Below are 20,923 nucleotides of genomic sequence, written 5' to 3'. Positions count from 1 at the left end.
CGCCTGCGTTTGTAGGACAAGGCCTCATGGCACCGTCGGAGACGGGTGCCATGGCCCATCCATCAAGGGAATCACAAAGCAGGCGATTTTTTCGCTGGTGTCAGCATCGGGCCATGGCAGGAACTCCCCGGGATGCAGCAATCGGGCCTTCAAATGAGCTGTGGCCTCGAGCGCCGCTGTTGGCGTCGCACGCATCAGAATAAAGCGCCAAGACTGGCCGTTGCGGCTCAGGGTGAGTTCGGCTTGTGGCCAATGCGAAGGCAGACAAGGTACAAAACACAAGTCACAGGCACTTTGTTGCAAACCAAATATGGATTCGATAGCGGCACGATGTAGCCAGGCTGCCGCCCCGGTGTACCAACTCCAGCCGCCACGGCCCACATAAGGTGTATGAGAGTAGACATCGCCGGCCATCACGTAAGGCTCAATGCCATACACCCTGCCCCGGACGGGGTGGCTCGCCCGGTGCGCAGGGCTCAAGTACGTGAAGTACCGGTAGGCGGTGTCATTGTCTGTCGCTGAGCGGGACGCGCCCGGGACAAGCCCGGACTGAAATTTGGCATGCGCCATCAGCGCCCAAACGCCAGCGTGAGAGTATTGCCCCCCGTTTTCCCTAACGCCCGCAGGATAGGCCTGGATATAGCCCGCGCTTGGCTGCGCATATTGGAGCGGGGGGTCAAGCAACTTGATCAACCCAGCTTCTGAGTCAACCAGATGCTTCTCCACCGACGTCAGCGCCATGCGCTGAAAGGCCGGCGACGTGGCCCCTGACAGGACGGCCCAGGCTTGTGCAATCAAGTCGATACGAGCTTCCGGATTGGCATGGGAACCCAGTGCCTGTCCACCATCAAAAAATGCACGCTTGAACCAGGCGCCATCCCATGATGGCCCGTTCAGAGCCACTTTCCAGCCTTGCGCGGCTTGTTCCCAGCGCAACGCGCGTTCGGATTCACCGCGCTCACGTGCCAGCGGCGCGAAGTCTTCCACCAGGCGACAAAGAAACCACCCCAGCCAAACCGACTCGCCCCGGCCCTCTATGCCAACCCGGTTCATGCCGTCATTCCAGTCACCGCTGCCCATCAGGGGCAGTCCGTTCACGCCAACCCGCAAACTGTGGTCAATCGCCCTGGCTCCGTGCTCATAGACCGACGCCGACTGGGCACTCACACTGGGTGTGTAGTAGGCATCCTCGGCTCCCTCAGGAATATTGGCGCCTTCAATGAAGGGCACATGACGATCCAGCAGGGCTTTGTCCCCGGTAGCTTGTACGTAATGGTGCGTCGCATAAGGCAACCACAGGAGATCGTCAGAAAAATGCGTGCGCACACCTGCGCCAAGCGGCGCATGCCACCAGTGCTGTACGTCGCCCTCGGCAAACTGCCGTGAGGCACACAACACGATCTGTTCGCGCAACATCTTGGGCGCGGCCCAGGCCAGCGCCATGGAATCCTGTAGCTGATCGCGAAATCCAGTAGCGCCACCGGCCTGATAGAACCCGGATTTTGCCCAAAGACGACATGACACGGTCTGGTACAAAAGCCAGCGGTTCACCATCGCATCAAACAGCGGATCAGGTGTCTTGACCGTGGTGGCACCGAGTAGCAAATTCCAGGCGTTGCGCGTTTTCGCCAGGCGCATCTGCGCGGACACTGACGCGGCTATCGCTGCCAACTGCTGAGCGTTCGCGGCGGTTTGACCATAACCCAGCAGGAACACCCGATCAACTGTTTCACCAGGAGCCAGACTCAAGGGCAAGGTGATCGCGGCACACGGATCAAGCCCTCCGCCACTGCGTTGCCCCAAGTGGTCAGGCATCACCAGGCGGCCGAGCGCATCAAAGCACTCACGTCGATCGCAGGTCCAGTCCTCCGCCTCGCCAATTGCGCCAATGGCTGCAAAGAACGCAGTGCCGCCGCCGAACCCGGCCGCCTGCTCGCGCTGGGTGCACAACAAGGCCGTGAGTTTCTGCCCGGCAAGTCGATGCCGATACAGGCTGGTTTGCGTTGTGTTGCGGTCGGATCGGTTGCCCCCCATCATCCATTCAACCAAGCCAATCAACCGCAGATTCAAGGCTCGATGACCGAAATTGACAAGCTGAAACTGTACTTGCTTGACTGATGACTGTGGGTCCACACACCAAGTCACAGTCACACCTACGTCTTGCCGACGATGGCTGATCGCCGTGTACCCTTGGCCGTGCGTCACTTGGTAGTTGACCTTGTCGGCACCCCACGCGTTGGGTGCAACGCTCCAAATCTCTTTTGTTCGACTGTCCTGCAATAAAAACCATTCCGATGGCAAGTCAGTCACAGGGTCATTCGACCAGGCCGTCAACTGGTTCAGACGACTGTTATCTGCCCAGGTGTAGCCACCACCCGCTTCGGAAATATGGGTGCCAAAACCCGGATTGGCCAGCACGTTGATCCAGGGACGAACCGGCCGGGAATCTGCGCTGACATCAAAGTAAAACTCCCCGGCATCGTCTGAAAACTGCCCTATGGGAGCCGACAAAACCGTACCAGAGGCCACCGCATTCGCAACGGCCGTGACAGAGACCTCATGACGAATCTCAAGGGCTTGTTCATGCAGGTCGCACCAGTCTTGCACATGGTGCTGAAGTGGACGACCATCCGCATGCAGGCGGATTCTGGCCAACAGGTGCAAGGTACTCAATTCATCGGCAGATACTTCATCAGCGCGCAGGACATGAAATGCGGTGACCGTGAGACCCGTATGTGCATTGCATTCGGCCACATGGCGATCTCGCAAGGCGGTGATTTCTCTTTGCAAAGGCATCAAATAGGACATGGGCTCGGCATTGACCACGACCAGGTCACACGAAACGCCGCCCCACGACCACAGGCTCAGGGTCTGTGCCAACCCGCGCAGCAAGCCCAACCCCCGCATCGCTCCGGCAGAGACCAGGACGACCGGGCGATCCCCAGAGATGCCGAAACGCCAGAGAAGCCGCCGATCGCAAACGCCCATCGAATCAACCGCGCCGGAGACAGCGCTGCCTTGTGGACGGGTCAGGCTCAGCACCATGGCGGTTGTCAGAGTTTGCATGGCAGCAAAGTTCTCCGCACTGATGCGAAGGGCACGCAAGCGAATACCCGTCAGGGTAGCCGACATCAGGGAAGCGCGCTGAACATGGCTGGGCTGCCGGTATTTGTCAATCACCGCACGCAGGGTTCCCGCGTTGGTGGACGCCGTCGTGGCGAAAGTCAACTGAGCCTTTGCAAGGGGCGCAATGCGCAGGCGCACGGCCAGAACACACACGGGGTCCAGCCCGGTATCGAGGCTGCCCGGCATGTCAGTCGAGCGCTGATCGTTGGACAAAGGCTCATCAAAAGCGGCTAGCGGTTGACTCGTGGTTCGGTTACGGCCCCGCCAGCGTTGCCGATCAGTGATCCAGCGAACGCCTACTACCTGCGGGTCGATTTCTGCCAGAAAATGTGCCGCCTGCAGGCCCTGCTCGGTGGGAAGACGCGGCATGCGCTCGAACAGCAGTGCATGGTCATTTTCAAACCACTCGGCACGGACAAACAGATTGGTAAAAGCAGGATGTGCTTCATCAGCCCGGCTATCGGACAAGGTGACTTCGAAGGCCGAAATCAACTCAATTTCAAGCGTCTCCTCAGATAGATTCCGAAGCTCGATCTGACGAAACTCGATGTCATCTTCCGGGCTGACCCAGACCGTGGTTTTTGCGTGCAGCTCCGACCAGTCCGCATTGAAACAAACTCGATCGGCGTGGTACACGGTCTGGTAGTCCGCTGCAGCGTCGGGGGCGGGGTGTTGGGTAAGCGAAACCAGCTGGGGCTGCCGGTCCCAACGGACATAAAAGAAACTGCCGTGGTCATCGCGCAAGGCGTCATCACGCCAGCGTGTAATTCCGGTCTGCCCCCAGCGACTCCAGCCCGTACCATTGGCCCGCAAAGAAACGCTGTAGCGGCCGTTAGACAGCACATGGGTCGGTCCCACCGCTTTACCACCGGGCAGAACTTCACGCAGCAATCCAGGGGTTCGCCGCCGTTGCCGGGCCAGGGGGGCGGAAGCCGAATTCGGCGCGTACAACAGGGATATCTCGCGTGGTACACGCTCGTGCAGCAATGAGACCACCGCCTCAAGATGCGCATTGGCCATGCCCCAGCGCTGTGCAGGAGCACCCAACAATACATTGGCGAGTGCCACCACACTCATGCCCTGGTGATGCGCCATGAACGTGTCGACCGGCGCAAACGCATCACTCCCCGATTGTCTGGCTGGAGAATAATCAAGTGCCTCAATGAATCCATAGCGCGCACGGGTCGCCAGCTTTTCGAACCGCTTGAAATTCGAGAGCGCCAGATGGGGCGCAAACTGCGCAGCCAATGCCGTCGCATACGGTGCAATCACCAATTCATCAAGCGGCGTGCGCCGCAATGCCAACCGTGGCACGCCTTGCGGAGAGTACTGATAGGCCAAGGTATGGTCGCTGGCTGAATAGGCCGACTCCGAGATACCCCATGGAACGCCCTGCCTCTTGGCATAGTGCATTTGTTCGCGAATCGCGGCCTCGCAGGCCTCACCCAATACGCTGCCCGGTGGCTCAGCCAGCACCAGGCTCGGCATGAGGTATTCGAACATCGACCCCGCCCATGACCGCAGGCCCGCATCCGCACCCACCGCAAAAAACAAACGACCCAGTGACGACCAGTGTTTCACCGGCACGTCGCCTTTTGCGACGGCGAGCAAACTGGTCAACCGCGACTCGGAGGCCAACAAATCATAAAATCCGGCATCAAGTTCCTGTTCTGTCACACGAAACCCGATGTGGAATAAATTCCGTTTTGGGTGATACAGGAACTTGTAGTCAGCGTCCCATGCCAGATTTTCACAGCGCTTCGCCACCGCCTGAAGACGTTGCCTCACATCACCGCGACCATTCCCGATCTCGGACGCCGTCTCAGCCGTGCGAGCACGGATATCAAGGCAGGCTGAACGTACCGTTGTCAGGTGGTCGCCAACACACCAAAGCAGCGTTTCCTGCGGCGTCGGCCGAGTGGGGACCAAGGGCTCCGCGACACCAAGTGACATTGCCGCAAACTCATCAGTGGCCGCTGCCAGTAATTGTTCAAAAACGGGGGGATTGGCATGATATTCATATAAAGGTGAGCCCATATCCAGCAGACGTACCAAGGCAGAGCCTTCAGCGAGTGAAGGCAGCAGTTCAGCGCGCACAAGAAGCAGCGGCGCCAACCGGCGCTGTGACGACTGAATCGCACGGTCTGCTGCCGTACGGTCGAAAGGTAGATGGGCAAGCTCAACGCAGGCCTGGGCTACCGCCAGCAAATGCCCACTGAGGTTGCCACTGTCAACCGTTGAAACATACATGGGCAATAGCGGCGCTCGCGATTGTGTGTCATACCAGTTCAGGAAGTGGCCCCGGTAGCGTTGCAGGGTAACCAGGGTTGCCAGGGTTGCTTCGAGACGGACCAATAAATCCTGTGTGCCAATCCAGCCAAATTGCCGGGCACAAGCCGTGCTCAACAGGTACAGGCCGATGTTGGTAGGTGACGTACGGTGGGCCACCATGTCGTAAGGCGTGGTTTGCAGGTTGTCAGGGGGCAGATAGTTGTCATCGGCGACCACACAGCGCTCGAAAAATCGCCAGGTATCCCGCGCGATGTCTTCAAGGTAGGCCCGGTCCTGTGGTGACAGTATCGTTTTCTCACGCCGTGGACAGGGGCGACTGACCCACCAGGTCCAAATTGGCGATCCACCCCACAACAGGCACAACACCAAAGCCAACAAAGGCGTCGATGTACCTGCGGCCAGAAGTGCACTCAGCAAGACCAGTGCAACAAGCGGCTCTGACCAGTGCTGTCGGGCCACCGCTGAAAGTCCGGTCTTGGCAGAGGCCTGTGCTGCAGCGGCCGTGGTCCATTGCAGCAGATGGCGTCGACTGACGATCACTCGGTAGAGCGCACGTCCAATGGCATCCATTGACAACAAGGACTGTTGCAGCAATTGCAAAAAAAGCCATAACCCGCCGCACAGCGCACGGGCAAGGTCAATGGACGCCTCACGGTAAAAATGTAACCGGGCCAGGTCGTCCCGACTGGGTGAAAATCCCGCCACGGCACCCATCAAAGGGCCTGCCGAGAAGGCGGCAATGACCAGCGCCAGCGCAACCCCGGGCGCCACAAATGAACTGGCCAGGGCGATGAACAGAAATGCAAGCGACATCGGCGCCACGAGGGAGCGACGCAGGTTATCCAGCATCTTCCAGCGATTGACAAAGCGGAGGTGATAGTGCCGTGCATTGAACATGAATGGCAATAGCTGCCAGTCCCCACGGGTCCAGCGGTGGACACGAGATGCAGCTACGTCAGCGTGAAACGGGGCATCCTCAAGTACCGAGATATCGGTCACTGACGCACAACGCGCAATGGAACCTTCGAGCAAGTCGTGACTTAGCACGGACCCTTCAGGAAACCGCCCCGAGAGAACAGCATGCATGGCCTTGACATTGAGCAGTCCTTTGCCCGTGAACGTGCCTTCCGAGAAAAGGTCCTGGTAAACCTCCGAACTGGCTGCACTGTAGGGATCAATGCCGCACTGGCCCGAAAAAAGCCAATGGTACAAAGTGAAATCAGTGGGAGACGGCAAAGGCGTCGCAACTCTGGGTTGCAGAATACCGTAGCCGCTCACCACCCGAGTTCCATCCACATCAAGCTGTGGTTGATTGGAAGGATGCGCTGCAACGCCCACCAATTCGAGCAGGCGGCCCGGCGGCAACAAAGTGTCACTGTCAAGGGTAACAATGTATTTGATATCAGCGGCAATGCGAGACTCGTTTTCCAGATCGAAAAACGACTCGTTGCTTCCTTGGGCCACTGCTTCGACCAGCAACTCCAGCTTCCCACGCTTGCGTTCCCATCCAATCCAGCACTGTTCAGTTTCACTGAACAAACGTCCCCGATGCAAGACAATGAAACGGGGCGCAACGCAGGACTCATCAGCTTTTCTGGGGTAGCGCACATTGAGCTCGCGAATTTTTTCGCGGGCACTGGCCAGAAAAAATTCGTCATCTGCCATCTGCATCAAATTGGCATCCTGCCAATCAGTCAACAATGCAAATTGAGCCTCACGCTCCGCATTGGCAAGGTAATGCAATTCCAGACGGTGGACCATATCGCAGATACCGCCCTCACTGGTCAACATGCCGGGTATAACGACCAGAACCCGATGATCAGGCGTTATGCCACCGATCAGGGCAAGCCGTGGCAAGCGCTGTGGATGAGCCGATTCACTGATCAGGCGGTTGACCACGGCCACCACGGCCTCCGAGGCAGGGAACAGCATCAGTGCAATTCCGAAAAAAATTAACCATGCCGGTAACTCCGTGGCAGGGGATGGATTGACATGGCGCATCAACACCCACACCACCACTATCAAGGCGCTCAGCAAAGAGCCCAAATAGAGATGCAAAGCAAATCGACGTGCATTATTTAGCCATGAGACGGACCAATCCTCGTGCAGGCCAAGAGATCGCAATAGAGTAGAGCGACCTGCACCGATCAGCCAGTGCCCAGCCACCAAGCGATCACCACCCGCTTCGTCCGCGGACACCATCAACCCTAACAGGGTTCGTGCGACGGACACCTCGGTCTGCCTGGCCCGTTTGGCCAGGCGTTCAATGGCATGCAAGGTTTGATCACGGGTTCCTGCATCTTCCGCGTCGAACAAGGGCAAAGTCAACATCACGCGGATGAGCGAACTGGTCTGGGCAATGATGTCAGTCCAGTCGGCATCCCCAATAGCGCGCAAGGATGTCACGGCGTTGCTCACGCTCAAGTTGTCAGCAGCCTGGTCAGCGGCTTGCTGAGCCTGGATAGATGCGAGATCGGGCAAAGCATTGTGCAACCAGTTCAGGAAGATCGTTTGATCCTTGTCCTCCCCTGCGGCACGGCGATCTTGTGCACGTTGAGCCATTTGTGCAAGGAAAACACGGTCAACACCACGCAAGGTCAGCAGGGAAAGCAACTGGTCAAGCGCTTGCACAGAGAAAATCTCAATACGGTCGAAACAAAGGTTGGCGACCTCGCGCGCCGCCTTGTTGGTCGCAACACGTTCAGCGAGCCGACGCAGATTTTCGATCAACACGACCCGCAGGGTGGTGGGTAAGGCCCACATCTCGCTCAGCCCCAGTTCACGGCTCTCCTGGTAAGCGCCCAAAAACTGGATCAGCAAGTCGTCGTCAAACGCACCATCGGTATGAGCCACAAAAGCCCACGCAACCCCATAGACACGCGGCAGACCGGCCAGCGGCTCATCTACCAAAATCGGCAGTGTCCGGAAATAGCTTCTGGGAAGTCCGTCATGAACTTCTTTGAGCTGAGCCTCAATCAGGTGGAAGTTATCCAGCAACCATTCGGCAGCGGGACTGATGTCATACCCCGTACCCGCCTGAATTCCAATGTATTGGTGCGCCTCCCGAAGCGTAGCGATATTGCTTTTGAGGCGGGGGAAAAACGTCGCAGTGAGCCACGTGGCCGCCGCAGCGCGGTGGGTCTCACCGAGGCTTCTACCATGTTGCGCGAACCGTTGTGAACCAAATATTTCGGACCTGATGGGCGTTTGAACGGGTCCACGGGCGCCATCAAGAATACTGCGAAGCGGACGTGGTGCATCCGGTATCAACGTCAGAAGGTCAAATATCGCCATAACCTAAAGCATCAAAAAGACAATACCGATCAGCAGGGCAGCGACCACAATCGTTGTCACAAAACGGGCGGCTACAAAGCCATGCATGGACTCTGCAACGCAATGCAATGCAAAAAGGTGACCATGCGGCGCCTTGCACACATACAGGTGCTCTCCCAGAGCAGACAATTCCATGGGCGATGTGTCGGCCGCGGCACCAAACGAGGCAGTAGTCCAAGAAGGATTGACAGTGGCGGCGTGATTCATTTTTTAGCTCCATTCACCCTGCCAGCAAGCAAAGTAAAAAACATGAGATGGGTAACGCTACCCCGCTTGATAAGCGTGGCCTGTGCGTCACAAGGCAACTTCATGTTAGGTGGCGTGCCGCGCTGTGTCTGTCAGACAGCGCCTCGAGGCATGTAGGACGTATTCCCGACCATGAAGGGACGCCAAGCAGCGTACTGTGCTCCGACAGAACCTCTGAGTCAACTACTACTGCGGCTTTTCAAATCAGTGCGAAAGACAATTTTTTTGAAAAACTCCAACAGGAACAAACTCAGGATACCAACGAAGAAACAAATCGCCAGATCATCCCAGTGCAGCTGACCAAAATGGAACAGGGACTGAGCGGGCGGCCAGAACAATGCCGCGGAAAGGACCAGCATCACCCCCGAAATCAAAATCCAGAGTGAAGGGTTGGGTCTCAGAAAAGCAGCCGTGAGCGACGATTTGAATGACCGGTTGACTAGGATAAGCCCCACATTGAGCAGCACCAACAAGGTGAATACCAGGGCATGCAAATCAGGCTCTTCCATTCCCTGGCGGGCGCCAACAATGAAGACACCTGCCAGCACGGCAAATGCGGTCAGTCCCTGAAGCAGCGCCCACCCAATCCGTTTGGGAAGAAGCAGTGAACTATTGGGGTCCCGAGGAGGGCGCTTCATCACGTCGTCTTCTTCCTCTTCAGCTTCGAAAACTACTGAGCAAGCAGGATCAATCACCATTTCCAGGAAGGCAATGTGTATGGGTGTCAGAATCAACGGATAGCCCAGCAGAAGGGGCAAAATGGCAAGCCCAGCAATGGGAATGTGGACCGCCACAATGAATTCAATCGCCTTGCGGAGATTGTCATAAATCCGGCGCCCCAAACGAATGGTCTTGACGATGGAGCCGAAGTCATCATCCAGCAACACGATGGCAGCAGCCTCACGTGCGACGTCCGTACCCCGTCCCCCCATTGCAATGCCAATGTGAGCCGCCTTGATGGCCGGTGCGTCGTTGACGCCGTCACCCGTCATGGCGACGATGTCACCGTTGGCCTTGAGGCTCTGGACGATCCGCAACTTTTGGTTTGGGCGGATGCGGGCGAAGACCGAAGTCGATTTCACCTGCAGCGCCAACTGCTCATCACTCATACTTTCAATTTCATCACCGGTCAAAACTTGAGCGTGATCATGACCACGCGAATGCCCGCTGAACGGCATTCAGCAACCGCAGCGGGCACGTTAGGACGCAGGGGATCAGAAAACCCAATCAGCCCCCTGTATTCAAACGGCAATTCGCGGGGCGAGTCAGGCAAGCCGCGGACTTGACCGGCAGGCAGCGGGCCCGTCTTCGCGATCCCCAGAACACGGATCCCTTCATTGGCCAGTTGGTCCGCTTGTGCCTGGATGTCAGTCAATTGATCAGCTGACAAATGACACAATTCAGCAATGGCCTCTACCGCCCCTTTGGCATAGGCAACGGCACCGCCAGCCGGATTTTCCGAGTACACATTGGCGACTACAAACAAGTCGGGACGAAGGCCGTAACTTCGAACCAACTCACCCGCCGGTGGGTTAGAGAACCCTTTGGCAGGCTGCTTCTTTACAACCTCATGGATGGCCAAATCCATCGGGTCTGTTGGCTCAGATGGGCAGGCACGCAAGGCGACGCTCAGGCTGGATAACAACGAGTCCGACATCGCAGGATTGACCGCATTGCGCCAGCGCTCAGTTTTGTTGAAAAGCGCTGTGACCGTCATGCGATTTTCGGTCAGGGTACCGGTCTTGTCCGTGCACAAAACGGTCGTGGCACCCAGTGTTTCGATAGCAGACGCCCTGCGCGTAAGCACCCTCGCCCTGGAGATTCGCCATGCCCCCATGGCCATGAAAACGGACATGACCAGTGGAAACTCCTCGGGAAGCAAAGACATGCCGATGGCGATGCCGGCCAGCATCGCTTCCAGCCATGAACCTCGGAGAAGTCCAAATAAACCAACCACCAGCCCCCCCCGCCACGATGCCGAAAATGGCAAAGTCTCGTACCAGCCAGCGTATCTGCTTCTGAAGATGTGGCTGCTCGGTTTCAATGGAGCCCAGCGCCCGTCCTATTTTCCCCATTTCACTGTGACCACCCGTTGCATGCACAAGCGCATGTCCTGCACCCCTGACCACCAGCGTTCCGGCATATAAATATGGCAGGTCTTCGCCACCTGGAGCCGGGACTGGAAACTGAGCGCCGGACTCAGTCAATCCATCTTGCGCCAGCTTTCTGACGGGAACGGACTCGCCAGTGAGTAGCGATTCATCAAGCAACAGGTCTTGAGACTCATAAAGCGTGGCATCGGCGGCAATCCGGTCTCCCTCACCCACCACCAGAATGTCCTCACGCACGACCCCACGGCCAGCAATAGCCACTCTGACACCTTCCCGAATCACGGTTGCACGAGGGCTGGCGAGATTTCGAAGTGCCTCCAGCACGTTTTCACTTCGGGACTCCTGAACAATCGTGATGCCGATCGACAGACCGGCGAAGGCGAGCAGGAGCATCGCTTCGGTAGGGCTGCCGAGCAGAAAGTAGACCAGTCCGCCGCCAATCAAGAGCGCAAACATGGGCTGCCGGATAACTTCAAAAATGATTTTGAAAAAACTGCGCTTGTTCTTGTTGGGCAGTTCGTTGTACCCCTCGAGCTTCAGACGCTCTGCAACCCGTGTAGCAGTCAAGCCGCTGCGTTTGGTTTCTCTGGTGGTCTCGTTCGGCATTCAGGGTACCCCTAAAATCAATTTCTACATTGAACTGTGGCCAGAGAATTGCCGAAAGTCACAGTCGTTGCGATAGATCCATGTAGGCAGGCAGGCGTGCCTGCAACGATCGAACCTGACGCTCCAGGGATTCAATGCGATTGAGATTGCCCAACAGAATTGCCACGGTAAACAGATCGAGATCAAAGTCCACGCGCAATTTTCCGGCTGCGCGCAGTGGTTCGACCCATCCTGCACTGAAGACTGGCTCTTCGACCGTGTTTTCCACTGGCTGCAGCGCACAGTAATCCACCAACTCGTCGAGTTCTGCACGGCTCAATCCGCAGTACTGGGAAAGCTCGGTCATCGTGACAGTTTCAGCTGTATCCAGCCAGATCCACTCAGCCTGATTTTGAATCATGTTGACTCTCCTTGGGTATGTCGGTAGGGGGGAATGGACTGGGAGGCGCTGGCCAACTGCTGGTAAAGCGCTCGCTCACTTGCCGAGACAGTGGTCGGAATATCGATCTGGACCACCGCGTACAAATCGCTTTTTTCCTGGGCCAAGCCCCGCCCCCTCAGACGCAGTTTGCGTCCGTTGCGCGTACCCGGCGGCACCGTCAGCAACACGGGACCGTCCAGCGTGGGAACTTCAACATCAGCCCCCAGAACAGCTTGCCATGGTGCCAACACCAAATCAAAATAAAGGTCATGGCGATCTGCACGAAACACGGGGTGAGGCGCCAGCGTGATGTGCAGGTAAATATCGCCATCTGCCCCGCCACAGCGCCCTTTGCCGCCCTTGCCCCGCAGTCTGAGTTTTTGGCCTTCCCGCACGCCTGGCGGCAGGGTCACTTCCAGGTTTCGGTCGCCGTCTTTGTCGGCCAATTTCACATTGAGTGTGCTGCCCCGTCGCGCATCTTCCAGACTGACCTGAACAGTATTTTCATAGTCGCGCCCATTGACGGGCACAGGCCCTCTTTGCGAGCCGGCGTGACCCCGTCCGAATGCGGCCAACAGATCCTCCAGATCCATCCCTTCAAAGGCCTGCCCGTCTGCCGCGTATTCCTGACGCCATTGAGGCGGAGGAGCGAACTCTTCGCCCACAGGCTGTGTTCCTAGTTGGTCATATGCAGCGCGCTTTTCGGGGTCTTTGAGGGTTGCATAAGCCTCTGCGGCGTCCTTGAAACGCGCTTCAGCGTCATGGGCTTTGGAGACATCAGGGTGGTACTGGCGGGCCAGCTTCCGATAGGCTTTTTTGACCTGATCCAAGTCAGCATCACGGGGAATCCCCAAAGCCGCGTAATAGTCTTTGTACTTCATCTTGGTTTTACTTTCACCTGGTGAAAATTCTCAACAGCGCCTTGCCAGAGGCTTAAACAACGGCTCCGAACAGGGCACCGACCCCTGCAGTGACAGCCATCGCGAGCGCTCCCCAAAGCGTTACCCGCAAGGCGCTGGTCATCACAGAGGTACCTCCCACCCATGCCGCCACGGTTCCCAGCAAGGCGAGAAAGACAAGTGACATGGCTGATATCCAATAGATCAGCCCCGCTACCGGTGCGAGCGCAGTAGCGGCCAGTGGCAAGGCCGCGCCCACCGCGAAACTGGCGGCGGATGCCATGGCAGCCTGAACCGGTCGGGCGCTGAAGGACTCGGAAATGCCTAGCTCATCGCGGGCATGGGAACCCAGAGCATCGTGCTGCATCAGCTGCTCTGCAACTTTTTGCGCCAATTCGGCCGTCAGCCCACGGGCCACATAGATTCCAGCCAGTTCACGCAATTCCGCAGAAGGATTGGAGGCCAGCTCAGCCGCCTCTCGTACCAAGTCAGCATTCTCAGTGTCGGCCTGTGAGTGGACGGAAACATACTCCCCCGCCGCCATCGACATGGCTCCGGCCACCAAACCAGCCACGCCTGTCAACAGAATATTGCCCTGGCTGGTACTGGCAGCAGCAACACCCACGAGCAGACTGGCCGTTGACACGATGCCATCGTTCGCCCCAAGGACCGCCGCACGCAACCAACCGATTCGGTCCGTGCGATGCCGTTCAATGTGGCGGCGTGAGATAGCCATATGTGTCTGAATTATCTGGATTCATGGTGTGTTTTTTCTTTCCCTGTTCAGGTTGACAGACAAGGATCATGTCGACCGCAGATGACGTTGCCATAGTCAGACGTCCGTGTCTACCCTGGTTGTCACGTAAATATGCCAAACCGAGAAAAACATAGCGGCTATGGCAGGACCCAGAACAAAACCATTGATACCAAACACTGCCATACCCCCGACCGTCGTGATCATCACGATGTAGTCAGGCAGACGGACGTCCTTGCCAACCAGCACTGGCCGCAATAGGTTGTCCACCAGACCAATCACGAGAACCCCGTAAGCAACGAGAGAGACTCCCTGCCAGATGGCGCCGGTCACGAGAAAATAAGTGGCAACGGGCCCCCAGACCAACCCGGCACCAATGGCAGGCAACAGCGACGTAAACGCCATCACAACCGCCCAGAGCATCGCACCACTGACACCCAGAAACCAGAACGCCAGCCCCCCTAACGCGCCCTGAATGACAGCCACCAGGAGGTTGCCCTTGACCGTGGCACGTATGACAGTCGTGAACTTGTCAAAAAGCACCTTCTTATGCGCAGGTGCCAGGGGTATCGAGCGTCGCAGGGCGAGCACCACGCTGTCACCATCCCGAATCAGAAAAAATGCGAGGTACAGGGTAATGAAAAGGCTGGCGATGAACTCAAACGTGTTTTGACCAATGCTGAAGGCCTGTGTCGCAACGAACTGGCTCCCCTGCGCAAGTGCAGTAGTCAGGCGGCGCAACAGAACGTCAAAGTTGGCCAAGCCAAACTGATCAAGCAGTGCACCGATCCAGGCCGGCAGCGCGTCAAACACACCATGAAAGTAAAGCGTGGGATTCATCTCTTCCGACTGCAACCTATCGTAAACCGACGCCGCCTCGCGCGCCAGCGAAGCCATCACCAGGATCAGCGGAAAGATAACAATGACCAGCACGACGACCAGCGTCACCAAAGCTGCAGCCGTGGACCGATGCTTGAGACGTGGAAGCAGACCACGGTACAACGGCGAAAACAGCAACGCAATGATGGCGCCCCACAATATGGCCCCAAAAAACGGCAAAAGAATGTACCCCAGCGCCAGCGTGACACCGACCAGCAGCAGCAAAAGAGCACGCTTTTCAACATAAGCAGACGCTTCTTTGTCATGAGAATTCATTGGGCTTGGATTAACCATACATGGAAAAATAATTTTGATTTTGCGCTTTGTTCGCCAACGCACAGATCCGTTCGAGGTGTCCGCCTACAGTCACTCGGCACCCACAGGTAAAACGCACGGTCAAGTGATCCGTTAACTCAGGCTTGCCGATTGGTTTTTGACATGATTAATTATTCTCTTCCAATTATTTTTGAACCCACCCAAGAAACACGGCAGACGCTGGACGTAGCGACCGAGGATTGCACCGACCTGCTGTATGCAGTCAGTGAGCGACTTCGAGCAACTGCTGATGACGACTTTGCGTCCACGTTCCGGGGTTATCTCCACAAACAAGCCCAGCCGACCCACACCAGTATTCTTGAATGCGTCGCTGCCTTGGAGCAGATACGCAAGACCTTGGCTTACGAGATGACCCAACGCAAATCCCTTGAACTGGAGTTGCATGCGCTCCGGGCAGAGTTGCGACAGAGCAGGTTCCAGCCCCAGCGCACGGGCCGTTGATGCCAAAAGCTCACCATCAACACGTTAGCCCAATGTTCGTAGGACAGCGACTACGACGAAGGATCATGGCGTCCGCTAGCCAATACTTCGCTCGAACCAGATACTGGCCTCACAACCAATCCAGGAAAACTGAATGAATCACCTATTAAAAAAAGCGCTTGTCGTTGCAGCAGTCACCGTCGGTATTCATGCGTCAGCTCAGGTCACGTTTTATGAACGAGAGGGGTTTGAAGGTCAAACCTTCACGACTCAACAACCTGTCAAAAATTTCCAGCGTTTCGGGGTCAACAACCAGGCCTCATCGGTCATCGTTCAGGGCAGCCGCTGGGAAGCTTGCGACGACATCCAATATCGGGGCCGTTGCGTGGTTTTGCGTCCGGGCCGGTATCCGTCGCTGGCAGCCATGGGCTTGAACAACCGGGTTTCATCGGTGCGCGCCATCAGCACCCATGCGCGCATTGAGGATCAACGCTACGCACCAGCACCTATCGCCATCTATGACGCACGCAGAAAGAACAACGAGCGCCTCTACCATGCAAGCGTCACGTCGGTACGAGCGGTAGTCGGCGCACCTGAGCAACGCTGCTGGGTCGAGCGCGAGCAGGTGGCTGCCCCGCAAAGCAGTTCAAACGTACCAGGCGCGATTGCAGGCGCCTTGATTGGTGGCATTCTCGGGCATCAAGTTGGCGGCGGCGCAGGCAAGGACCTCGCCACCGTGGGCGGCGCCATCGCAGGTGGCACCGTGGGCGCAACCGTCGGGCGCAGTAACAGCCCGGCCCAGCCGAGCACCCGCAATGTACAACGGTGCGCCACGGCACCCAGTCAAACCAAACCGAACTTCTGGGATGTCACTTACGACTTTCGCGGCATAGAACACCATGTGCAAATGACAGCCCCTCCGGGCGCGACCATCACGGTGAATCGCAAGGGCGAGCCCAGAACTTGAATCGTCTCCAACCTCTTTTACGCTAAAAACAACATGAAAACTTTTCCAAAACTTGTACTCTCTGCACTCGCCATCACGGCAATTTTTCCTGCAGTAGCCGCGGGGCCGGATGCCAAAAATCAGGGCTATTTGGTCGACTCCAGTGGCGCTATCGTGACGAGTTCAAACACAGGCCTCTGCTGGCATGACAGCGACTGGACACCTGCGCGGGCAGTCGAACCCTGTGACCCGACCATCAAACAGGCAGTCGTGGCAGCAGCTCCGTTGGCACCAGTCGCTGATGCTCCTGCACCAGCGGCTGCACCTCCACCCGTGCCCGTACCGCCCCCAGTTTTTCAAAAAATGAGCTTTTCAGCGGACGTTCTTTTTGCTTTCGACAAGTCGGTCCTCAAACCAGAAGGCAAAACCATGCTCGATGACCTGGTCCGTCAACTCGGCGGCGTGACCTACGACACGATTCAGTTGACAGGTCATGCGGACCGCATTGGCAGCTCAGGCTACAACCAGAAGCTGTCTGAGCGCCGCGCAACAACCGTCAAGGAGTTCCTCGTATCCCACAATGTGCAGGCCGGCCGAATTGAGGCGACAGGCAAAGGGGAGGCGGAGCCCGTCACCCAAGCGGGCGATTGCACAGGACCCAGGAGCGCCAAGGTCATTGCCTGCCTGCAGCCCGACCGCAGGGTTGACGTCGAAATTCAGGGAACAAAAAAGTAGGCTACAACACCTGATGGCTCAGGGCTGGCAGACGGACCCTGGCCGTCTCAATGTCGCGTTTTGACATCTCGGCAACAACGACACCAGCCCCTTCTCCAAGTTGTCCCAACACGTCGCCCCAAGGGCTCACAATCATGCTGTGGCCCCAGGTGCGTCGTGTGTTCTCATGCATGCCACCCTGCGCCGAGGCCACCACATAGGCCAAATTTTCAATGGCCCGTGCCCTCAATAGAACCTCCCAATGAGCCTGTCCGGTGGGGTACGTGAAGGCACTGGGCACCAACAAGACATCGGCCTTGAGATTCCGGTACAACTCGGGAAATCGCAGGTCGTAACAGATGCTCAACCCTATCTGGTAAATATTGCCATCTTTGGATGGCAACTCAAATGTGACCGGCAAGCTTCCGCGCTCCAGCACGCGTGACTCGTCATAACTTTCCTCGCCGTTGTCAAACCGGAAGAGATGGATCTTGTCATACCGAGCAACACAATCGCCTGTTGGATCAAACACCAGGGTGCTGTTGCGAACCCGGTGGGGGTCATCGGTGGCCAGAGGCAATGTTCCCCCCACGATCCACAAGCCCAATTGCCGTGAGGTTTGGCTCAAGAACGCCTGTATCGGGCCCGTGCCGGCAACCTCCTGAATGCCCAGCTTGTCTGTGTCCTTGCGCCCCATCAAACAAAAGTACTCCGGCAGCACCGCCAATTCGGCCTCCTGCTCTGCCGCCTGCGTCAGCAGCTTCCTGGCAACGTCAAGATTGCCGTTCACCTGGGTACCAGAAACCATCTGAATGGTGGCAATTTTCATAAGATGACTCACGCTCATGGAGAAGAAATACACCTTCAATGATCTTGAAGGAACCCCCAATATCATGGCATCTTTGAGGCCAACTGGTCACGCCTGTCAGCGCTACACATTGAGGTTCACACAGACGCCTGCTTCAAGACACAGGGTGTACACCCGCCGCTCGTTGCCACGCTGAGTCGTGACGTGATAACGGCCCGCTGGCAGCTGCAGGGCTACTAATGGCCCCGCAGACTCAAGCGCCAGCAGGCAATGACCACCAACGTCTTCGACACGGAGCCCCAGCGCCAAAGGTGCATTTGGGGAGAGCCTGCGACGGCAAAGCTCTCTGATGCGTTTCAGTGGGTTGCCCAAGCGCCCGGGGGCGGCTGAAAATGCCTTGTCCACATGGATCAGTAAACGCGCCTGCGAGGGTTGGGTGACCGACACGCCCGGAAATTAATAGCTGTTGCCAGAGGACCAGGTGCGAACCGTGCTGTAGGCCTGAGCAACACCTGGCACCCGGCTGGCGACCATGCGGGCTTGTGCTTCTTGCTGGGGCACCTGAGTCCAACCGGTCAGGGTGACCACACCGCGGTCAACGGTAACAGCGAGGTCTTTGGCCTGATCACCGAGTGACTGCGCCAGGGCGCTCTTGACACTGATCGCCAGTGCGGCATCGTCTGGCGTGGCACCGGCGCCATTCATACCGCCGGCGAAGGCACTGCCCAAGCCGACCGCCAACAAGACAGCGACCACGACAGCTTTGAAATTGGAGGTTTTCATGATGACTTTCATTTTGAGGTGTCGCAACAAAATTATTGCGATGGAGTGATGATCTCCCGCCGTCACCTCCATCGTGTGTCAAAAACAAAGTCTCTGTGTTACATCTGAAACATGGCAAAAAACGCCTGACCGGGCAACGCTTATTGCAGCAATTCAGACAGCACCTGCGCGAGATCTTCTCGCTGAAGCGGCTTACTCAGCACCCGCGTCACACCGGCTTCCACCGCCCGTTTTGCCAGCAAAGCGCCGCCATACCCACTGACCAGGAGGACCGGAATATCCGGCGCATCCACCCGCAGCATTTCAGTGAGTTGCGTTCCGCTCAACCCGGGCATGACTTCATCCATGATGACGGCTGAGAACAGATCCGGCTCAGCTCTAAAGGCCGCCAGCGCGGCTACCGGGTCACTGAATCCCACCGGTTGGTAGCCCAATCCTGTCAACATGTCCTGCGCTAAATCGATCAGTGCAGGGTCATCATCAACGACCAGCAACTTCTGGCCGGCACCAATTGGCGAGACGTATTTCATCATCTCAGAAGTGCCCAGCGCATCGGCACATTCGGGCAGATAAAGGGTAAAGCAGGCTCCTCGCCCGTTGGTGCATTGGACGTCGATGGCTCCGCCAAACTCGGCCACCACACCATGCACCACCGCCAGTCCCAGCCCGGTGCCCGCCGTCGCGACGCGGGTAGTGAAAAAGGGTTCGAAAAGGTGGTCCATCACCTCAGGCGTGATACCGCCCCCCTGATCTGACACGACCAGCGCGAGGTACTTTCCGGGTGCCAGCTGGCTATGGGACAACACGCGCGAAGCGCTGACCTGCACACGCTTCAACTGCACGCTTACCATGCCGCCGTCGGGCATCGCCTGCATGGCGTTGGTGCAAAGGTTCATAACCGCCTCGAAGGCCTGGGTGGGGTCGCCGCGCAACCGGGCATCCGCGGCTTCAAGTCGGCGCTCCATGACCACACCCGGCTTCAAGGAGACGGCCAGCAGACTGAGCACCTCTTCAATCACCGGCTCAAATTCAAACACCACGGAGGTGCGGGCGCCGCCCCGGCTAAAGGCCAGAATCCGTTCCACCAGCGCTTTGCCACGCAACGCGGCCTGCATCGCCTTGTCCAGATGGCGCGCCTGCGCACTCCCTTTCGGGGCCGCATCCTGCGCCATCTCGCCAAAGCCGACCACGGCGGCCAGAACATTGTTGAAATCATGGGCGACGCCACCCGCAAGAGTCCCCATCGACTCCAGCTTGCTGGTACGGGACAGTTGCGCCACCAGCGTCTGTTGAACCCGCGCGCGCCGCCGGTCCGCAACGTAGACGAAGCGGACTGACGCCGCCAGAATGGCGTAGACCAGCAAAAGACCCAACGCGGTGAGTTGCGCGGTTTCACGCCAGTCCGACAAGACAAACTGGAGGTCACGCGTCAGCACAATCTTCAATCCATATTGCGGCAGCGTGTTCAGGCTGACCAGGCGTTCGGTTCCATCACTGAAATGACGCACTTCAATGCTTCGCGGTTTGGCCAGGCGCCGGGCCAGACTGGCCTCGTCAAGCGTGGGTGTTTTCACAATCGAGCCTGCCAGCAGCACGCCGTCGCTGCGAACCACAGCCATTTTCACGTCAGGCGCTGGCGAGGCGACCTGAAAGGCGCCTTGCAAACTGCCCGCCGGCACGCCAGCCACCAGCCAGCCACCGGGAAACCCTGGCCCAGGCTTGAAGCGAATGGCGATCGCCACCTGAGTGGCGTGCGTGTAGGGATCATCAAATGGACGACTGACGGCCGTCTGATCCGCAGCGAGGCTGTCAAGGGCTGGGAAAAATGAGGCCAACTCAGGTATCGCCTGGTCGTGAGAGGCGCCAAGCACGTGGCCCTGGCCATCCACGACCCAAACCTGCGCAACCACGGACATCAGCTCAACCCGGGTGCGCAGGACTTGGGTCGCGCTTGCCGCCGGCAGGGGAAGCAAACCGTCAGCCAACTCCCTGCGCAAGGCGTAGAGCCCACCCTGTGCGCCTTGCAAGCCTCGGTCAATGTCGTCACTCACCGCCAGTGACAATGACCCCAGTTCCTGCGCCCGGGCATCAAAGGACACCCGACGCAAATGCCATAAGGCTAGCGCAGCGGCCACGGCCAAAGTGATAGCCAACGACAAGGCAATCAGCCACAACCGCGGCATGGCGGGCTCTTGTGCCGCGTGTATTTTTTTCAAGGACGTCATGGTTCCGCAGGGTGCTGTGGTTCG

Annotated in this window: 17 protein-coding genes; 4 read left to right on the top strand and 13 right to left on the bottom strand. The window is 57.7% G+C overall.

The genetic code is table 11. The features are described 5' to 3' along the window. Positions 1-24 precede the first annotated feature (24 nt). Complete coding sequence (locus AC097N_RS18895) at positions 25-8,328, bottom strand: glycoside hydrolase family 94 protein (RefSeq protein ID WP_479583614.1); 8,304 nt, start codon at positions 8,326-8,328, stop codon at positions 25-27. A 39-nt stretch (positions 8,329-8,367) separates the two neighbouring features. Between AC097N_RS18895 and AC097N_RS18890 the strand changes: the two genes are divergently transcribed. Continuing rightward, a complete protein-coding gene (locus AC097N_RS18890) occupies positions 8,368-8,598 on the top strand; it encodes a hypothetical protein (RefSeq protein ID WP_479583613.1) in 231 nt (76 codons plus the stop codon). 117 nt (positions 8,599-8,715) lie between these two features. Here the strand turns inward: AC097N_RS18890 and AC097N_RS18885 are convergent, their stop codons facing one another. The 8 genes from AC097N_RS18885 to AC097N_RS18850 all read right to left on the bottom strand — a co-directional run bounded on the left by AC097N_RS18885 (position 8,716) and on the right by AC097N_RS18850 (position 14,943). Then, positions 8,716-8,886 (bottom strand): hypothetical protein, encoded by a 171-nt coding sequence (locus tag AC097N_RS18885; RefSeq protein WP_479583612.1) that lies wholly within the window; start codon positions 8,884-8,886, stop codon positions 8,716-8,718. 290 nt (positions 8,887-9,176) lie between these two features. Then, positions 9,177-10,130: an HAD-IC family P-type ATPase gene (locus AC097N_RS18880; RefSeq protein WP_479583611.1), complete on the bottom strand. Its 954-nt coding sequence runs from the start codon at positions 10,128-10,130 to the stop codon at positions 9,177-9,179. Beyond that, positions 10,127-10,714, bottom strand: a complete 588-nt coding sequence (locus AC097N_RS18875) for a hypothetical protein (protein ID WP_479583610.1) — start codon at positions 10,712-10,714, stop codon at positions 10,127-10,129. The genes AC097N_RS18880 and AC097N_RS18875 overlap by 4 nt, the downstream gene beginning before the upstream one ends. Next, complete coding sequence (locus AC097N_RS18870; protein ID WP_479583609.1) at positions 10,683-11,714, bottom strand: P-type ATPase actuator domain-containing protein; 1,032 nt, start codon at positions 11,712-11,714, stop codon at positions 10,683-10,685. Before AC097N_RS18870 ends, AC097N_RS18875 begins: the two co-directional genes overlap by 32 nt. Before the next feature lie 58 nt (positions 11,715-11,772). Then, positions 11,773-12,114, bottom strand: coding sequence for a chaperone modulator CbpM (locus tag AC097N_RS18865; protein ID WP_479583608.1), 342 nt, complete (start codon positions 12,112-12,114; stop codon positions 11,773-11,775). Continuing rightward, a complete protein-coding gene (locus AC097N_RS18860; RefSeq protein WP_479583607.1) occupies positions 12,111-13,016 on the bottom strand; it encodes a DnaJ C-terminal domain-containing protein in 906 nt (301 codons plus the stop codon). The genes AC097N_RS18865 and AC097N_RS18860 overlap by 4 nt, the downstream gene beginning before the upstream one ends. Before the next feature lie 52 nt (positions 13,017-13,068). Next, the gene (locus AC097N_RS18855; RefSeq protein WP_479583606.1) at positions 13,069-13,770 is read right to left on the bottom strand and encodes a VIT1/CCC1 transporter family protein; all 702 of its coding nucleotides are present in this window, start codon (positions 13,768-13,770) and stop codon (positions 13,069-13,071) included. 96 nt (positions 13,771-13,866) lie between these two features. Then, positions 13,867-14,943, bottom strand: coding sequence for an AI-2E family transporter (locus AC097N_RS18850; protein ID WP_479583605.1), 1,077 nt, complete (start codon positions 14,941-14,943; stop codon positions 13,867-13,869). Between the two features lie 162 nt (positions 14,944-15,105). Here AC097N_RS18850 and AC097N_RS18845 point away from each other — a divergent pair, with 162 nt between their 5' ends. From AC097N_RS18845 to AC097N_RS18835, 3 genes are all read left to right on the top strand, one after another. Then, positions 15,106-15,444: a hypothetical protein gene (locus AC097N_RS18845; RefSeq protein WP_479583604.1), complete on the top strand. Its 339-nt coding sequence runs from the start codon at positions 15,106-15,108 to the stop codon at positions 15,442-15,444. A 133-nt stretch (positions 15,445-15,577) separates the two neighbouring features. After that, on the top strand, positions 15,578-16,390 hold the full coding sequence (locus AC097N_RS18840; RefSeq protein ID WP_479583603.1) for a beta/gamma crystallin-related protein: 813 nt from the start codon (positions 15,578-15,580) through the stop codon (positions 16,388-16,390). Between the two features lie 33 nt (positions 16,391-16,423). Next, positions 16,424-17,104, top strand: a complete 681-nt coding sequence (locus tag AC097N_RS18835; protein WP_479583602.1) for an OmpA family protein — start codon at positions 16,424-16,426, stop codon at positions 17,102-17,104. Position 17,105: 1 nt separating this feature from the next. Here AC097N_RS18835 and AC097N_RS18830 read toward each other — a convergent pair whose 3' ends face one another. The 4 genes from AC097N_RS18830 to AC097N_RS18815 form a co-directional block, all read right to left on the bottom strand. Then, positions 17,106-17,912 (bottom strand): carbon-nitrogen hydrolase family protein, encoded by an 807-nt coding sequence (locus tag AC097N_RS18830; RefSeq protein ID WP_479583601.1) that lies wholly within the window; start codon positions 17,910-17,912, stop codon positions 17,106-17,108. Between the two features lie 102 nt (positions 17,913-18,014). Continuing rightward, complete coding sequence (locus AC097N_RS18825; RefSeq protein WP_479583600.1) at positions 18,015-18,338, bottom strand: hypothetical protein; 324 nt, start codon at positions 18,336-18,338, stop codon at positions 18,015-18,017. 9 nt (positions 18,339-18,347) lie between these two features. After that, positions 18,348-18,674 carry a BON domain-containing protein gene (locus AC097N_RS18820; RefSeq protein ID WP_479583599.1) on the bottom strand — a complete coding sequence of 109 codons (327 nt, stop codon included), beginning with the start codon at positions 18,672-18,674 and terminating at the stop codon, positions 18,348-18,350. A 140-nt stretch (positions 18,675-18,814) separates the two neighbouring features. Further along, positions 18,815-20,890: an ATP-binding protein gene (locus tag AC097N_RS18815; protein ID WP_479583598.1), complete on the bottom strand. Its 2,076-nt coding sequence runs from the start codon at positions 20,888-20,890 to the stop codon at positions 18,815-18,817. Between the last annotated feature and the right edge of the window lie 33 nt (positions 20,891-20,923).

This window comes from Rhodoferax sp. LS1R11, assembly GCF_056521395.1.
This window is presented reverse-complemented; position numbering and strand designations above follow the sequence as displayed.

What these genes read in the sequence shown, in the direction of transcription:
- AC097N_RS18890 (WP_479583613.1), top strand. Translation starts at nt 8,368, where the DNA reads ATGAACTTCTTTGAGCTGAGCCTCAATCAGGTGGAAGTTATCCAGCAA.
- AC097N_RS18885 (WP_479583612.1), bottom strand. Translation starts at nt 8,886, where the DNA reads ATGGAATTGTCTGCTCTGGGAGAGCACCTGTATGTGTGCAAGGCGCCG.
- AC097N_RS18875 (WP_479583610.1), bottom strand. Translation starts at nt 10,714, where the DNA reads ATGACGGTCACAGCGCTTTTCAACAAAACTGAGCGCTGGCGCAATGCG.
- AC097N_RS18870 (WP_479583609.1), bottom strand. Translation starts at nt 11,714, where the DNA reads ATGCCGAACGAGACCACCAGAGAAACCAAACGCAGCGGCTTGACTGCT.
- AC097N_RS18865 (WP_479583608.1), bottom strand. Translation starts at nt 12,114, where the DNA reads ATGATTCAAAATCAGGCTGAGTGGATCTGGCTGGATACAGCTGAAACT.
- AC097N_RS18860 (WP_479583607.1), bottom strand. Translation starts at nt 13,016, where the DNA reads ATGAAGTACAAAGACTATTACGCGGCTTTGGGGATTCCCCGTGATGCT.
- AC097N_RS18855 (WP_479583606.1), bottom strand. Translation starts at nt 13,770, where the DNA reads ATGGCTATCTCACGCCGCCACATTGAACGGCATCGCACGGACCGAATC.
- AC097N_RS18850 (WP_479583605.1), bottom strand. Translation starts at nt 14,943, where the DNA reads ATGAATTCTCATGACAAAGAAGCGTCTGCTTATGTTGAAAAGCGTGCT.
- AC097N_RS18845 (WP_479583604.1), top strand. Translation starts at nt 15,106, where the DNA reads ATGATTAATTATTCTCTTCCAATTATTTTTGAACCCACCCAAGAAACA.
- AC097N_RS18840 (WP_479583603.1), top strand. Translation starts at nt 15,578, where the DNA reads ATGAATCACCTATTAAAAAAAGCGCTTGTCGTTGCAGCAGTCACCGTC.
- AC097N_RS18835 (WP_479583602.1), top strand. Translation starts at nt 16,424, where the DNA reads ATGAAAACTTTTCCAAAACTTGTACTCTCTGCACTCGCCATCACGGCA.
- AC097N_RS18830 (WP_479583601.1), bottom strand. Translation starts at nt 17,912, where the DNA reads ATGAAAATTGCCACCATTCAGATGGTTTCTGGTACCCAGGTGAACGGC.
- AC097N_RS18820 (WP_479583599.1), bottom strand. Translation starts at nt 18,674, where the DNA reads ATGAAAACCTCCAATTTCAAAGCTGTCGTGGTCGCTGTCTTGTTGGCG.